This window comes from Olivibacter sitiensis DSM 17696 (assembly GCF_000427965.1).
In the GTDB taxonomy this organism is placed as follows: Bacteria; Bacteroidota; Bacteroidia; order Sphingobacteriales; family Sphingobacteriaceae; genus Olivibacter; species Olivibacter sitiensis.
Genome location: NZ_ATZA01000005.1, coordinates 136,786 through 151,700 on the forward strand (window position 1 = coordinate 136,786; position 14,915 = coordinate 151,700).

The window sequence follows — 14,915 nt, forward strand, 5'->3', positions numbered from 1 at the left end:
ATCAAATGATTGAAAAACTGGCACAAGATAGCGTCAACCTCCTTCGTGATCTCATTCGCATCCCCTCTTTTAGCAAAGAAGAACAGCAGACAGGGACAACAATAGAACGCTTCTTGCAGCAACGAGGCGTCCAGACCCATCGCAAGCTAAATAACGTATGGGCTTACAACAAGCACTTCAACAATAGCAAGCCAACAATACTGCTCAATTCACACCACGACACCGTAAAACCTAATACAGGCTATACACGTAACCCCTTTTCGCCAGATATTGAAGGCGGAAAACTCTATGGACTTGGGAGCAATGACGCGGGAGGATGTCTCGTTTCCTTGATAGCCACTTTCCTGTATTTTTATCCGCAAGAAAATCTGAAATACAACTTCTGTATAGCCGCTACGGCCGAAGAAGAAATCTCAGGGACGAATGGACTTGAGCTGGTCATCCCCGATCTGGGACCGTTAGAATTTGCCATCGTAGGGGAGCCTACTCTTATGCAATTGGCTATTGCCGAACGGGGATTGATGGTGCTAGACTGCACGGCTATCGGCAAACCGGGCCATGCCGCGCGCGAAGAGGGGGACAATGCCATCTATAAAGCCATCAAGGACATCGAATGGTTCAAAAACTATAGATTTCCCAAAGTTTCCGAAGAGTTTGGCCCTATTAAGATGAGCGTGACAGTCATTAACGCGGGCTCTCAGCACAATGTGGTTCCGGCCACCTGCAATTTTGTGGTCGATATCAGGGTAACCGACGCCTATAAGAATGAAGAGGTACTCGAGATCATTAGTGAGCATGTGGGTTGCCAGGTAAAAGCCCGCTCCACCCGCTTGAAGCCATCTTCCATTCCCAAGGAACATCCCATCGTACAAGCGGGCATAGCCCTTGGCAGAACTACCTATGGCTCACCAACCACCAGCGACCAAGCTTTATTGGACATTCCTTCCTTAAAGTTGGGCCCCGGAGACTCTGCCCGTTCGCATAGTGCCGATGAATTTGTTTATCTTGCCGAGATAGGAGAAGGAATTGAATTGTATATCAACATATTGAAAAAAATCGTTTATTAAGCAACAGAATGTTGGATGTCAGGTGTCTCATACCTCATATCCCACATCTCACATCTAAACAATTATGAAACTTTGGCAAAAAGAAACAGACGTAGAAAGTTCGGTTGAACGCTTTACCGTGGGCAATGACCGCGAGCTGGACCTGATGCTCGCCAGATTTGATGTACTGGGCTCCCTGGCGCACACGCAAATGCTGCAAAGTATCGGATTGTTGAGTAGCAAGGATCTACAAGCCATCCAAAAGGAGCTCAAAAACATATACCGGGAAATAGAGGCTGGCCAGTTTGTCATAGACGAGCATGTCGAAGACGTGCATTCCCAGGTAGAATTGTTGCTCACAGAGCGCATAGGCGATGCCGGCAAGAAAATACACAGTGGCCGCTCGCGCAATGACCAGGTATTGGTAGATCTAAAGCTGTATTTTCGTGATGCCATTGAACATATCGTAAAGAGCACCAGCGTTTTATTTGACACTTTAATAGATCTCAGCAATCGACATCGCGACGTATTAATGCCAGGCTATACCCATTTGCAAATTGCCATGCCTTCTTCTTTTGGCCTTTGGTTTGGCGCGTATGCAGAAAGCCTGGCCGACGATCTCCAACTTATGCTAGCGGCATGGAAGGTATGCAACAAAAATCCACTAGGTTCTGCCGCTGGTTATGGCTCATCATTCCCATTAAACAGGTCTCTGACCACAGAACTCTTGGGCTTTGAACGCCTTAATTACAACGTAGTCTACGCGCAGATGGGAAGGGGAAAAACAGAGCGCATCTTAGCACAGGCTATGAGCTCTATTGCCGCGACACTGGCCAAGATGTCGATGGACTCCTGCTTATATATGTGTCAGAATTTTGGCTTTATCAGTTTCCCGGATAACCTTACCACTGGTTCCAGCATTATGCCTCACAAGAAAAATCCAGACGTCTTTGAACTCATCAGAGGCAGGAGTAACAAAATAATGTCTTTGCCAAACGAGATAGCGATGATCACAACCAACCTTCCTGCTGGCTATCATCGCGATCTGCAATTGCTCAAGGAAGGATTATTCCCAGCATTCCGATCGCTTAATGACTGTATTGACATGATGACCCTGATGCTGAAAAATATTCGCATCAACGCACATATCTTGGACGATCCCAAATATGACTATCTCTTTAGTGTAGATGTGGTCAATGAACAGGTGCTTAATGGCACTCCCTTTAGAGATGCTTACAAGAATGTAGGCTATGATATTGAGCATGGCCATTTTAAGCCCTTAAAAGAAGTAAACCACACACACGAAGGCAGCATAGGGAATCTTTACAATAAAGAAATTGGACATATGTTCTACAAAATCGTAGATGAATTTGGCTTTAGCAAAGTGAATTCCGCGCTAAAGAGATTGATAGAATAAACGCATGTATAGCGTTTAACTAGCCTATAGAACGTAAAACTGAGAATAGGCGAAAATTTCCGATCAAAGCAAAGAAGGCTGGGTAAATCCAGCCTTCTTTGCTTAATTATTAATCTCTTACAATAGTGCCTATCTTTTCACCTTCGGCAAGACTCTTAAAATTGCCCGGCTTATTCATATCAAAAACTATAATGGGCAACTTGTTCTCTTGGCACAGCGTAAAAGCAGTCATATCCATGACGTTAAGACCTTGGTCATACACCTCCTGAAAAGAAATCTTCTCATACCTAGTAGCCTCTGGATCTTTCTCTGGATCTGCCGTATAGATACCGTCTACACGCGTACCCTTCAGCACCACATCGGCATTGATTTCGATGGCCCTTAAAGAAGCTGCAGTATCTGTAGTAAAATACGGATTGCCGGTTCCTGCACCGAAAATAACGACCCTTCCTTTTTCCAGGTGCCTCACCGCCCTACGCCTAATGAAAGGCTCACAGATCTGCTCCATTTTTATCGCTGTGAGCAAACGTGTACGAAGGCCTATTTTTTCCAGGGCATCCTGTAAGGCCATGCTGTTTATCACAGTTGCGAGCATACCCATATAGTCGGCCTGTACCCTGTCCATCCCAGCCTTTTCCGCACTCAAGCCTCTGTAAATATTCCCGCCACCTATCACAATGGCTATTTCTACTCCAGCGTCATGTACCGCCTTAATATCCTCGGCATATTGTGCCACACGATCGATATCAATTCCATACTGCTTAGCCCCCATTAGTGCTTCTCCACTTAGTTTCAGTAAAATACGCTTGAATTTCATTTGAGTTTAATTTGCTTATTAAAGGCCATAGGATTAACTGCGATGGTAGACAAGTAACATTCATTGTATACTTGTAGAGGGAATGACGAATATTTCATTTGATTCTTGAAATCTTCTATTAATACACCGATAGGGCCTCTCATCAAGGCACAAAGATATAGCTTTTTTGGAAAGGCGGAGGCTATAAATAAAAAAACGCTTCGACCGGAGATAGGCCGGTCTGCTCTTCGGCAATTGCTGCAAATTCCTAATAAGGATAGAACACGAAATTGGCCCCTTCGGGTACGATGACGAATAGGCACATATAGTCCTCGGGCTTTTTGTAGGTTGCCTCAAAGGCCTTTTTCCGCTCCGGCTTGATAAGGCCAATCTCCACAAACTCCTCTAGCGTGGAGGCTTGTATAGTCCACTGGGTGCCTAGCTCGTTGCGGTCCAAAATAAGCTCGCCAACGCTCACCTCATGCTGGTGCGCAATGAAGATGGGATATGCAGACAGTCCTTCGGCCACGATCTCTATAGCCACCTCCTTAATAGACTCTTTGTAAAAATCAAGGTCTTTCTGAAGACTCCTCAAGGGACTATCCTTCTTGGGCGATTGCCCATCGCCGCCTGCCTGTGATGACATCAATTCCTCTAAATCCATATATGCCTTGCGTGTTGTGTGTTATGCGTTGTCAGTTGCGAGTTCCAATAGTACCACATTCTCTACGTGCTGGGTATGAGGAAACATATCTACGGGTTTTATTCTTTTTACCATGTATTTCTCCGATAGCAGCGCCAGATCCCTGGCCTGCGTGGCGGCATTGCAGCTCACGTAGACTATCTTGGGTGCTTCCATCTCCAGCAGCCTGGCCACCACATCGGGATGCATGCCCGCCCTTGGCGGATCGGTGATGACCACATCGGGCTTGCCGTGCTCCTCAATGAAGGCCGGTACCAGCACGTCCTTCATGTCGCCTGCGTAGAACTTGGTATTTTCTATGCCATTAATCTCCGAATTGATATAAGCATCCTCGATGGCAGATGGTACATACTCCACCCCGATGACCTCTGTCACATCGCGCGCCACGAAATTGGCGATGGTGCCTGCCCCTGTGTACAAGTCGTACACCTTTTCATTGCCTGTGAACGAGGCAAAATCCTTTGCTATTTTGTAGAGTTCATACGCTTGGACCGAGTTGGTCTGGTAAAAAGACTTGGCACCTATCTTGAAACGAAGGTCGCCCATCTGCTCGAAGATATGGTCCTCCGCCCCATGGTAACAAACGATCTCCTGATCGAAGATAGTATCGTTCTTCTTCTGATTGACGATATACTGCAGGGAGGTGATGGCAGGGAAACCTTCCTTCAGGTATTCCATCACCAAATCGATCTCCTCTTCGGTGGGGTAGGCAAACACCACCACCACCATGAGGTCTCCCGTGGTAGACGTGCGGATCATGAGATTGCGCAACGCGCCGCTGTGCCGGCGCAGGTCATAATAGCTGATAGCATGCTGCTTGGTAAAATCCCTCAGTCCATTGCGAATGGCATTGGAGGGATCTGCCTGTAGGTAGCAGTGGTCTATGTCCAGTATCTTGTCGAAGCGGAGGGGTACGTGAAAGCCCAGTGCGTCCATATCCTCGTGCTGCTCGCCCGAGGACACATCCGCTGCCGTGAGCCAGCGCTTGTTGGAAAAGGTGTACTCCAACTTATTGCGATAGTAGCGTGTTTGTGCCGATGGCAAGATACTTTCCATGGGCTCTATATCCACCTTGCCGATGCGGCTGAGGGCATTCTCCACGCTCTTCTGCTTGTAGATGAGCTGCGCAGCATAGTCCATATGCTGCCACTTACAGCCCCCGCAGGTGCCAAAGTGTTGGCAAAAGGCTTCCGTTCTGTAAGGTGATGCCTGTCGGATAGCCACTATGCTTGCCTCTCCAAAATTCTTCTTTTTCCTGTACAGCGATACATCCACTACATCGCCAGGAATGGCCTTGTCTATGAACAATACCAGCTCATCTGCCTTGGCAACGCCCTTGCCTTCCTCTGCTATATCGATGACCGAAAGGTTTTCTATAAGCCTGTTTTCCCGAGGTTTTCTATTTCCCATGCAAGGGGCAAAAATACGATTTTCTTTCCAAAAAAATCGCTCCCCTTTTGCGGCCATGCGGCTTTGCGAGGATAAATAAAAATGGAAATATGGGCGCATCGGATGGCCTCCCCTCGGACAAAAGACCTTTGCGGAAAAGGCACAGCAAAAACAAATCGCTACTTGAGGAACAGCAGACAGAGCATCCAGGCCCAAAAGGACATCTTAATATGGGGCTTAAAATCGAAACGACGATCGACCAAAAGGGAATAATGCAATAAATCGCGTCTCATAAGCAAACCTATTTTGGGTAAAAATAACACTTTCATACCAAAAACCAAAATGGTTCAAGAAAAAAAGACGCTACCGCTATCACTCCAATGAAGGAAACGATATACCTTTTATTTTTCTGAACAGCTCCACGGCATATAAATCGGTCATGCTGCTTACAAAATCTAGCACGCTCCTAATTTTCAGATAGACATTATCGCTTGCAGTATAGTACTGTTTAGGCATGAGAGCTATCAGTTTCTGATCGTAGGCAGAGCTCTTGTTGATATAAGCAGGTACAAACTCTTCCAAAAGCCCACTCATCACCTTATAGCCTGCCACCTCAATCTGTACTACCGACTGCGCATTGTAGATACGGGCCACGGAAACATTTTCGATGTTTTTCATCGCCGTTAACAAGGAAGCTTCCAAATGATCTAGCAGTGATTTCTCAAATGTTCCGTCCAGTAAGGCCTTATTATTGGCAAAGAAAACGGATGAGCATTTTTGAATGAGGGTACCAATGGCTTTCGCCCTCAGCAAGCTCACTTTGCTGTCTATATCATCTAACTGATCCAGTCTTTCCCTAATCCCCACATCAACGCAAAGAGGAGCTAGCAGGTCTGCCACCTCCTCATAGGATAGGATACCTAACCGGTGTGCGTCTTCCAGGTCTATAAGATTATAGCAGATATCATCTGCGGCCTCCATCAGGTATACCAATGGATGTCTTAGATAAATGCCCGTACCCGGATTTTCTTCTATCATGCCCAATTCCTGTGCTAAACGCTCGAACGAAGCTTTCTCTGGATTAAAATAACCATACTTTTTGCGATGCAGCCCTTTTCCTTTGACATTGCCATCTATCGCTGCGCATGGGTATTTTACAATGGCGGCCAAGGTGCTGTAGGTGAGGCCAAAGCCTCCAGCCTCTCTTCCGGCAAACTGGTGAGTGAGGATGCGCAAAGCATTCGCGTTACCTTCAAAATGGACGAGATCAGCCCACTCCTCCTCGCTTACCTTGCTCTGATACTGTAGGCCATCGCCATGTAGGAAATAATGGGAAATGGCCGATTCACCCGAATGGCCAAAGGCTGGATTGCCCATGTCATGTGCCAGACAAGCACTGGCCACGATATTGCCCACCTCTTGCAAATAGGGAATCCGTTGGTCGATACTTGGCTCCTGTTCTTTTACCTTATTGTAGAATATCCAGCCCAGCGACCTGCCCACGCTGGCCACTTCCAAGCTATGGGTAAGCCTGTTGTGCACGAATACGCTCCCTGGCAAGGGAAAGACCTGCGTCTTGTTCTGCAAACGGCGAAAGGGAGACGAAAAAACAATCCGATCATAATCCCTTTGAAATTCGGAACGAGCAATATCTTTGTTGATTATTTCGCGGTGTTCGTAACCCCAGCGCTTAGCAGAAAGCAATTTTTCCCAGTTCATCATGACGGAACAAACTTAGATAAACTTGTCTTCATGTACAAGCTTGCCCAAATTAGGATATGCCCAAATCCATTTACAGAGATTTGGTGAAGAACAGCGACAAACTCCTTGGTCCCTGCGCTCCCCGTACCAGTACGGCGCCCACGTCTGCCGTGGCGGATGGTCCCATGACAAAGACACCATAATCTGCCCGCTGCAGGTCCACTCGTCTATACGCAGTATGCATATTTTCACTTATTTCATCTGGATCTAGCAAGATGACCAGGTGTTGGGCTAGGAAGGCAAGTGAATTGACTATGAGTTCATGCTCGGTGAGCCATACCATACCCGTCTCAGCCACGCCAAAGCGGGCGCGGATGACGGCTACATCCACGTTTTCCAGCTCGCCTGGTGCACTCACTTCTTCCAAGGACTTGTTTCCAGTCCATTCTGCCGTAGCCGAACAAACGACTTTCGCATCTGGATACAACTCAGCAAATAGTTGCAGAGCTTCCTCCTTATTGGCTATGTCAAATAGCTTTCCTCCAGCTTTGGAGAGGCTCTCTTCAAAGGTGCGTTTCAAATCTTTTCCCGCCACCTCAAAGCTTGGCAGACGGGGATAGGCCACCTTGTCCTTAGGCATATTCTTGCGTATGGCGGCGAGCATTTCTTCTTTTATAGCGTTCACTGTGAAATCAAAATTTAAAAGTAAAACCTCAGACAAAGCACCCGTGGCTATGCCTTTGGCTCTTTGTTCCTATTTTTTAGATACCAATCCCGAAAAGTCTGGTCGGCAAACTCAGGCAGTTTTCTCTGCCTTCCCCACGCATTCAGCGTTTTGTTATATATCAGCGCATCGGGAGCAAACTTCAGCGCCCACTTGCCCGCTGCCTCGGCTGTTCTAAATACCCATGGGTACTTGAACACTGTTCCCGTGACGCCAAAAGCCAGTCTCAAGCCCACTGGCAATTTCTTCTTAGCACTCATGACCTTTCTCCATTTCACGATTTGCTCGGCAATATCTATGCGCACAGGGCATACCTCCGTGCAAGAACCGCAGAGCGAGGAATGAAAGGGCAGCTCGCTGTACTTATCCTCATCATAACTCGGATCTAGGATAATTCCGATAGGGCCAGAATAGGTAGCGCCGTAAGAAAGCCCACCACTGCGCCGATATACGGGACAGGTGTTCATACAAGCTCCACAACGAATGCATTTCAGCGAAGACCAAAAGTCTTCCAGTCCCAAGCGATGGCTTCGACCATGATCGGTCAGTATGATATGCATTTCGGTACCCTTCCGAGGTCCACTGAAATGGGAGGTGTATTGCGTGGCGGCTGTGCCCACAGCGCTTCTAGAAAGGAGGCGGATAAACACGCCCATATCCTCCACCTTGGGCACCATCTTCTCTATACCTATACTGGCAATATGCAACGGAGCAATAGCTGCTCCAAGATCGGCATTGCCCTCGTTGGTACATACTACAAAGGAACCGGTCTCGGCAATGGCGAAGTTGGCTCCGGTCATCGTGGCCTCTGCCTCCAAAAACTTGGGCCGCGCATTATTGCGCATCGCCTCGGTCAAGTAATTGGCATCCACTTTGTTGGGATCGGTACCTATTTTTTCTGCAAAGAGCTTAGCTATATCCTCCTTTGTTTGGTGAATGGCTGGCATAACAATGTGGCTGGGATCTTGCCCAGATAGCTGCTGAATGCGCTCACCCAAATCGGTTTCCGTCAAGGTAATGCCTCTTTTTTCCAAGTAGGGAGCCATATGACATTCCTCCTGTAACATGGATTTGCTCTTGACCAAGCGTTTGACCTGATGCGAGGCCAATATCTCGTAAACAATGCGGTTATGGTCTTCTGCCGTGCTTGCCCAATGTACCTTTATACCACGCTTTTCTGCATTATCGGCAAACTGCAGGACATACTCATCCAGATGTGTTAGGGTATGCTCTTTGATTCTAGAGGCGAGGGTGCGTAATTCTTCCCACTCGGGAATGGCACTAGCTACCGTATCGCGCCGCATCCGCACGTTCCAGAGATTCTGGTCGTGCAATTTCTCGTGTATATCGTCCTGTTGGATAAACTTGGCCGCATTTTCTGCCACCTTCACTTTAGTCGTACTCATTGGTTTACCCCCTTTTCTAAAATGGCCCTTGGTTCAACACCTGAGCTATGTGAACAAATTGGATAGGCATCTGCTGCATTTTGGAAACGCCCTCTTGATGCATGAGGCAGGACATATCCGGAGAAACCACATATTCTATGCCGTGCCGCTCATAGTCGCGTACCTTATCGAGCCCCATCTTGGCACTAACAGCCTCATCGGTGACGGCAAAGGTACCTCCAAAGCCACAGCACTCATCAGGGCGGTCGATGTGAACTAGCTCCAGTCCCTTCACTCGCTCCAACAATGCCTCGGTCTTGTTCCACCGCGGTCCCATCACTTCGCTACAAGAAGCCAGTTGCAATCCTCTGATAGAACTGCAACTGTTATGCACCGCTACGCGGTGGCTAAAGGTGACGTTCGAAAAATCCCTTAATTTGAGTATATCGTGCAGAAACTCCACCAGTTCATAGGTGTTTTTTCTTACCGACTGTACGTCTGTCGTTTGCTCAATGGCGTCCAGGTGGTGCCTTACGTGTTTTACGCAACTGCCAGCTGGGCCCACAATATAATCATAGCCCTTGAAGTTGTCTACGAATAGCCGCTCGGCCGCAGCGGCATTCTTTTGGTCGCCTTCATTGCCCAGTGGCTGTCCGCAACAGGTCTGATTCAGTGGATAATCAACTTCTACACCCAATCTTTCCAGCAATTCCAATGTCGCAATACCCACTTTAGGATAAAGCGCATCTATATAGCATGGAATGAATAATGCTACTTTCATGTATATGTTTAGTCTACTTAGTTAGTTTACAACTTACAGCACCGAGTTTGTATTATCAAGATGTGGGGGACAAGATAGTTATATCTTCCTTATCTGCCATACCGTACTATACTGTCCTAGTACTCGCCGTATATACGGATGAGCTTTAGCAACACGCCATTGCTCCAACCGAAACCATCCTGCGCGGGATACTCGCCTCCACCGGCATCCAAACTAGAGTCCATCACGTTGTACTTTTCCATCATCTTTCCCGTATTCTGGAAAACCCTAGTATTCAAAGCAATCCATCGTTTAGCAATATTTTCTGCAAGAGCGTGCTCACCGTAATTGCGTAGTCCTTTGACAGTCATCCATTGCAGAGGGGCCCATCCGTTTGGAGCATCCCATTGTTCACCGCTCACTTTCAGTGTAGTTACCACACCGCCGCTGCGCAGAAAGTCCTTTTTAAGGACATATACTGCCCGTTTAATAGCTTTTTCGGGTGCAATGTTCAGGAAGAACGGTGTCATGCCGGCGATGGTTTTTTCTTTCGAAAGCTGCTTGGTCCTGATATTGTAATCGTAGTACCACCCGTCATGCTTGTTATAGAAAAAATGATTAATGGCAGTCTTACGACTTTTGGCTATGTGTCTATATTTATGCTCCTTTTGCTTATCGCCTGTTTGCTTATAGGCTTTCGCTATGGTAAGTTCGAGGTGGTATAGCAGGCAATTGAGATCGACGGGCAAGATGCGCGTGGTTTCAATGGTATGCAGGTGTTGCCCATCAGCCATCCAGCGTGAGCTGAAATCCCAACCACTCTCGGCACCACTCCTTAAGTTGCGGTAGAGGGCAGGGGGATTGCTCACCAAGCGGGCCATAGTAGAATCCTCGAAATAGGATTCCTGCCGAGGTATGGCGTATTGGTCGTAATAGCGATTGAGCTTGGTACTATCGGGCATATTTACCAGGTGATTGGTCTTGCCCGACTTGTCCATCCAATAGGCATATTCCTTTAGTAACTGGTCTTTATAGATGCCGTACACCTCATTTCCCTGGTCTTCGGCCAGTAGCTCCAGCATCAGGGAGAAAAAGGGCGGCTGTGATCGGCTCAGAAAATAGGAACGATTTCCATTGGGTATGTGTCCGAACTTATCGATCATATAGGCAAAGTTCTTTACCATGTTTTCCACCATCTCTTGCTGCCCGCTCACTTGAAGCCCCAACATGGTGAAATAGGAGTCCCAGTAGTATATTTCATTAAAACGACCTCCAGGTACAATATAGGGATAGGGCAGCGGCAATATGGAACTACCTGGTACAGGCTCCTCGGGCATACGCGTCAATACGGACCATAGCCTATTGATGTGCTGCACTACCGTTTGCGTGCTATCTGTAATATAATGCGATTCTTTGGGGCCTATGATATGGAAATTAGCCGATACGAAATCCGAAAGCGAGAAGTCCGCCCTATCCTTAGAAGCCAAGTAAGACGCCAGTATCTGATGGGGCGGAGCTTTGGGCACAGCATCCACAAAAGTCTTATTGTCCGGGAATACACGTTCCATCTGTACCTGGGTAAACAAGTTACCAAATACCAGATCGGGGGTTTCCTCCGTTTGTGCCTTTAGCGCTAGCGCCAACATATTTGCCACTATTATCATAAATGTCGCTTTCGTATACGTCCATGTCATAATTCAATTCAACAGTGGTTAGCTTCACAAAGATACTGATATGACTATAAAACGCTAACGATATGCACAAATAAATGAATTTTTCGGAATTTTTTGACTAATACGGTGCCATCTTCAACACAACATACCAAAAGCCCGTAGTAATGAAGCCCAGTATAATACCCGTACCAATGGTAAGGCTCACAAACTTCGGATTCAGGTTATATTCTTCCGCTATGATACCAGAGGTAATCAATGTGGGCATCGCCGCTTCAAATACACTGATCTTGGAAATGTCGTGTGGTGCCTTCATAAAATAGGCAACCAATAGTACGAGCGCAGGTGCTACCAGCAGTTTATACCCGTGGATAAACAAAATATTCTTTATTTCTTCTTGCCATCCATCAAAACGCAACTGCAGCCCCACAGAAAAGAGCGCTAAAGGCCCTACTGTGCCTGCCAATTTATCAAAGAAATCATCGAAGGCCGACATATCGAATAAGCGCGGCAAGGTAAGTGCCGCAATACATCCTATTAAGGGAGGAAAGGTAAATAATTTTCTGAGCAAGAGGGAAGCCGTCACTTTTCCTTTCCCAGAAGAAGTAACTGCAGTAGTTATCGCCAAGGTGGATACCAGCATAAAACTTACTTGGTCGGTAATGATGGCAACGCTAAGGTCTTGTTCAGAATAGTAAGCCATGATCAAAGGAAAACCAATGAATGAGGTATTGCAAAAGCCCGCTGCCAATTTCATAGCACCTTCAGTATTAACAGACAAATTCTTCTTCTTACTATATACAGATACCGCTAGGTAGCCGCCTAATGCTACTATAATAGGAGTAATAGCGGGCAAAATCATGTCTGTCGTCCATTGCACTTTGGGCAGGTATTTGAACGACACAGCGGGCAATGCAATATAAAGTATCCATGCATTGATTCCCTTATGATTATCTGCAGGTATGGCCTTAAAATACCTAAAAAGTCTTCCCGCTATAAGACCTAAGCCAATGATCAAAAAGTTTGTCATCTCTCTAATTTTGTTTTGCAAAGGTAGGGAGACACGGCAAAGTAGCATGGTACTTTTAGGAATTATGATGGTGTTTCGTTCTAAAGTCTAAGGGGGTTATTGATACAATGCGCTTGAAAAAACGATTGAAATAGGAAGGATCCTTGAAACCGAGCGAATAGCTTATCTCTTTGATGGAAAGCTCGCTGGTGATAAGAAGCGTCTTGGCCTCTGCGCAGATACGCTCGTGCAGCATTTGTACTATAGAAGATCCGGCGCTACGTTTAAGCATATTATTTATGGTTTTAGGATGTCTTAATAGTGCTGTTGCATAAAAGTTAGTGTCGTGTTCTATTCTGAAATATCGTTCTATCAATTGCGTAAGTTGAAGATATAACTTTGTTTCAAGCTTTGGAGGCCCCAATTGATGTTGCTGTTGCAAGTGGATAGCATTTAGCTTCAATAATAATAAAGATAATTGATGGAAAGCGAGGCTAAACGTCATTTGCTTTTTCTGCAGGTTCCGATAAAGGTATTGGAATATAAAGGCAAACAGATCCCTTTCCTGCTTCGGCAAATCCACAAAAGGCTTATTGATAAGTGGTGTGGTAATACCTATTGTTTCTTTGCTTGGATGTGAATTAAGAAAATATTGGAACATGGCTTCGCTAAAAAGAAGCAACCAACCCTGTTGCGGTTTGCCATCCATAACATGGATTTGCCCAGGTGCCATAAAGAATATCCTATGTGGATGCATTTCGTATGAATTTCCGTCTATACTTTGTGTGGACGAAGCCTCCTGCTGTACCCACATGATGGTATAATGATCATGGCGGTGCGGAACGGCCGATAGTTGATGTCGATGCTTGGACATATCCAGCAACAATATATCTTCAGACCTCAAGAGCTTTTGTTCGGGAAAAGTATGCATACGCTTCATAAGCAAAAATAACACTTACTTCCGCAATCGAAGCATCATTACCTTATCGCTTCCAGTCACGAACAATACTTTTCCCTCCATCGCCAAAAAGCAATTAGATATATTGTGATCAAACAACACCCTGCCTAAGACTTTAAAATTGCGATCAAAAATCCAGATACCTTGCGGCCCCGATGCAAAGACGTTCCCCTCTTCATCGATTTTTAGACCGTCCGACACACCTCCGCCACTTTTCATATAGGGCGTAAAATCAAAAACCTTTTCTGCACTTTCTACTGCTCCGTCACGATTCAGATAGAAGCAATAAAGCGCAGTATTTTTGGCATCGGAGTTAGAAACGATGAGCTTCTTGCCTCCAGGCATCAAGGCTATGCCATTGGGTCTCGTAAGGCTATCCACCAACAAACGGATATCGCCATTGTAATCTAGGCTATAAACACCGTTAAACGATAGTTCTCTTTTAGAGACTTCTTGGTCATTAAGCCCATAGGGAGGATCAGTAAAATAGTAGCGCCCTCTTTCGGTATCTTCTACTATGTCATTCGGACTATTGAGCTTTTGCTTCAAATAACTATCTCCGATAGTGATAAAAGAAGGGCTTGGCTGGCCTATATCCGTCCGCATTTTTGCTATTTGTCTATCGCCATGCTGGCACAAAATAAGTTCTCCATTACTATTCAATAGAAGACCATTTGACCCTGGTTCTCCTCCACGAGGTATATCTCCTGTATAACCCGAAGGGGTTAGATAGGTGGTAATTCCACTATCCACAGACCATTTATAAATGGTATTGGCAGGAACGTCAGAAAACAATAAACATTGGAGAGAGTCGATCCATAAAGGCCCTTCCGTCCAATAATAACCCGTTCCCAATACCGTATATAATGCATCTTTATCCACAATTTGCAATAAGGCAGTATCTTGTATTTCTATGGAAAGAGCGAGTTTTTTTTTTGCTACTCGCAAAGAGATTATCAATAGGTGATTGTTTCCCTTGCTGGCTATAGCCAAGTGTAAAAAAAAGCAATCCGTAAGCCGTTGCTAAAAACAGTTGTGGTATGCGCATATATGCACTACAAATGCAATATATCCATTGTTTGTTTAAACCAAACAACATCCGCATGGAAGCGAAAAAACATCTTAAATCTTGGAAATGCACCGATCTCCAACTCATTTAATTGGAATGGCCAAAAACGAGGAAAGCCCGGACGCATCGCATCCGGGCTTTCTTCAATTTATTACAATAAGGTTTGGCGCCGACCTACTCTCCCACATGTTACTGCAGTACCATCGGCTCTGGCGGGCTTAACTTCTCTGTTCGGGATGGGAAGAGGTGGACCCCGCCGATATAGGCACCTGAAATAGGGTTTGACGG

The 14,915-nt window shown here is 46.1% G+C and carries 14 protein-coding genes and 1 rRNA gene; 3 read left to right on the top strand and 12 right to left on the bottom strand.

Annotation, left to right across the window (positions count from 1 at the left end):
• Window positions 1-5 precede the first annotated feature (5 nt).
• Both A37S_RS0104700 and argH read left to right on the top strand, forming a co-directional pair.
• Window positions 6-1,067 (top strand): M20 family metallo-hydrolase, encoded by a 1,062-nt coding sequence (locus A37S_RS0104700; protein WP_028295981.1) that lies wholly within the window; start codon window positions 6-8, stop codon window positions 1,065-1,067.
• Window positions 1,068-1,131: 64 nt separating this feature from the next.
• On the top strand, window positions 1,132-2,463 hold the full coding sequence (argH, locus tag A37S_RS0104705) for an argininosuccinate lyase (protein ID WP_028295982.1): 1,332 nt from the start codon (window positions 1,132-1,134) through the stop codon (window positions 2,461-2,463).
• 109 nt (window positions 2,464-2,572) lie between these two features.
• On the opposite strand, the gene pyrH is transcribed toward argH, so the two are convergent.
• The 3 genes from pyrH to rlmD all read right to left on the bottom strand — a co-directional run bounded on the left by pyrH (window position 2,573) and on the right by rlmD (window position 5,372).
• Window positions 2,573-3,280 (bottom strand): UMP kinase, encoded by a 708-nt coding sequence (pyrH, locus tag A37S_RS0104710; protein ID WP_028295983.1) that lies wholly within the window; start codon window positions 3,278-3,280, stop codon window positions 2,573-2,575.
• A 247-nt stretch (window positions 3,281-3,527) separates the two neighbouring features.
• Window positions 3,528-3,923: a hypothetical protein gene (locus tag A37S_RS0104720; protein WP_028295984.1), complete on the bottom strand. Its 396-nt coding sequence runs from the start codon at window positions 3,921-3,923 to the stop codon at window positions 3,528-3,530.
• Window positions 3,924-3,944: 21 nt separating this feature from the next.
• Window positions 3,945-5,372, bottom strand: coding sequence for a 23S rRNA (uracil(1939)-C(5))-methyltransferase RlmD (rlmD, locus tag A37S_RS0104725; RefSeq protein WP_028295985.1), 1,428 nt, complete (start codon window positions 5,370-5,372; stop codon window positions 3,945-3,947).
• 89 nt (window positions 5,373-5,461) lie between these two features.
• Here rlmD and A37S_RS27420 point away from each other — a divergent pair, with 89 nt between their 5' ends.
• On the top strand, window positions 5,462-5,632 hold the full coding sequence (locus A37S_RS27420) for a hypothetical protein (protein ID WP_169719437.1): 171 nt from the start codon (window positions 5,462-5,464) through the stop codon (window positions 5,630-5,632).
• A gap of 91 nt (window positions 5,633-5,723) precedes the next feature.
• On the opposite strand, the gene A37S_RS0104735 is transcribed toward A37S_RS27420, so the two are convergent.
• From A37S_RS0104735 to rrf, 9 genes are all read right to left on the bottom strand, one after another.
• Entirely contained in the window at window positions 5,724-7,070 is a 1,347-nt protein-coding gene (locus A37S_RS0104735) for a deoxyguanosinetriphosphate triphosphohydrolase (RefSeq protein WP_211229722.1), read from the bottom strand.
• 73 nt (window positions 7,071-7,143) lie between these two features.
• Window positions 7,144-7,737: a LutC/YkgG family protein gene (locus A37S_RS0104740; protein ID WP_028295987.1), complete on the bottom strand. Its 594-nt coding sequence runs from the start codon at window positions 7,735-7,737 to the stop codon at window positions 7,144-7,146.
• A gap of 47 nt (window positions 7,738-7,784) precedes the next feature.
• Entirely contained in the window at window positions 7,785-9,182 is a 1,398-nt protein-coding gene (locus A37S_RS0104745; RefSeq protein ID WP_028295988.1) for a lactate utilization protein B, read from the bottom strand.
• A 16-nt stretch (window positions 9,183-9,198) separates the two neighbouring features.
• Window positions 9,199-9,942 carry a (Fe-S)-binding protein gene (locus A37S_RS0104750; protein WP_028295989.1) on the bottom strand — a complete coding sequence of 248 codons (744 nt, stop codon included), beginning with the start codon at window positions 9,940-9,942 and terminating at the stop codon, window positions 9,199-9,201.
• A 116-nt stretch (window positions 9,943-10,058) separates the two neighbouring features.
• The gene (treF, locus tag A37S_RS0104755) at window positions 10,059-11,615 is read right to left on the bottom strand and encodes an alpha,alpha-trehalase TreF (RefSeq protein ID WP_028295990.1); all 1,557 of its coding nucleotides are present in this window, start codon (window positions 11,613-11,615) and stop codon (window positions 10,059-10,061) included.
• 97 nt (window positions 11,616-11,712) lie between these two features.
• Window positions 11,713-12,621 (bottom strand): AEC family transporter, encoded by a 909-nt coding sequence (locus A37S_RS0104760; protein ID WP_028295991.1) that lies wholly within the window; start codon window positions 12,619-12,621, stop codon window positions 11,713-11,715.
• A 55-nt stretch (window positions 12,622-12,676) separates the two neighbouring features.
• On the bottom strand, window positions 12,677-13,540 hold the full coding sequence (locus A37S_RS28125) for an AraC family transcriptional regulator (RefSeq protein ID WP_028295992.1): 864 nt from the start codon (window positions 13,538-13,540) through the stop codon (window positions 12,677-12,679).
• Window positions 13,541-13,555: 15 nt separating this feature from the next.
• Entirely contained in the window at window positions 13,556-14,506 is a 951-nt protein-coding gene (locus tag A37S_RS23625) for an SMP-30/gluconolactonase/LRE family protein (RefSeq protein ID WP_036601310.1), read from the bottom strand.
• A gap of 282 nt (window positions 14,507-14,788) precedes the next feature.
• Window positions 14,789-14,900 (bottom strand): 5S ribosomal RNA (gene rrf, locus A37S_RS0104775).
• Window positions 14,901-14,915: the final 15 nt, after the last annotated feature.

Coding starts and splice junctions, on each gene's coding strand:
- A37S_RS0104700 (WP_028295981.1), top strand. CDS start 6: ATGATTGAAAAACTGGCACAAGATAGCGTCAACCTCCTTCGTGATCTC.
- argH (WP_028295982.1), top strand. CDS start 1,132: ATGAAACTTTGGCAAAAAGAAACAGACGTAGAAAGTTCGGTTGAACGC.
- pyrH (WP_028295983.1), bottom strand. CDS start 3,280: ATGAAATTCAAGCGTATTTTACTGAAACTAAGTGGAGAAGCACTAATG.
- A37S_RS0104720 (WP_028295984.1), bottom strand. CDS start 3,923: ATGGATTTAGAGGAATTGATGTCATCACAGGCAGGCGGCGATGGGCAA.
- rlmD (WP_028295985.1), bottom strand. CDS start 5,372: ATGGGAAATAGAAAACCTCGGGAAAACAGGCTTATAGAAAACCTTTCG.
- A37S_RS27420 (WP_169719437.1), top strand. CDS start 5,462: ATGGGCGCATCGGATGGCCTCCCCTCGGACAAAAGACCTTTGCGGAAA.
- A37S_RS0104735 (WP_211229722.1), bottom strand. CDS start 7,070: ATGAACTGGGAAAAATTGCTTTCTGCTAAGCGCTGGGGTTACGAACAC.
- A37S_RS0104745 (WP_028295988.1), bottom strand. CDS start 9,182: ATGAGTACGACTAAAGTGAAGGTGGCAGAAAATGCGGCCAAGTTTATC.
- A37S_RS0104750 (WP_028295989.1), bottom strand. CDS start 9,942: ATGAAAGTAGCATTATTCATTCCATGCTATATAGATGCGCTTTATCCT.
- treF (WP_028295990.1), bottom strand. CDS start 11,615: ATGACATGGACGTATACGAAAGCGACATTTATGATAATAGTGGCAAAT.
- A37S_RS0104760 (WP_028295991.1), bottom strand. CDS start 12,621: ATGACAAACTTTTTGATCATTGGCTTAGGTCTTATAGCGGGAAGACTT.
- A37S_RS28125 (WP_028295992.1), bottom strand. CDS start 13,540: ATGAAGCGTATGCATACTTTTCCCGAACAAAAGCTCTTGAGGTCTGAA.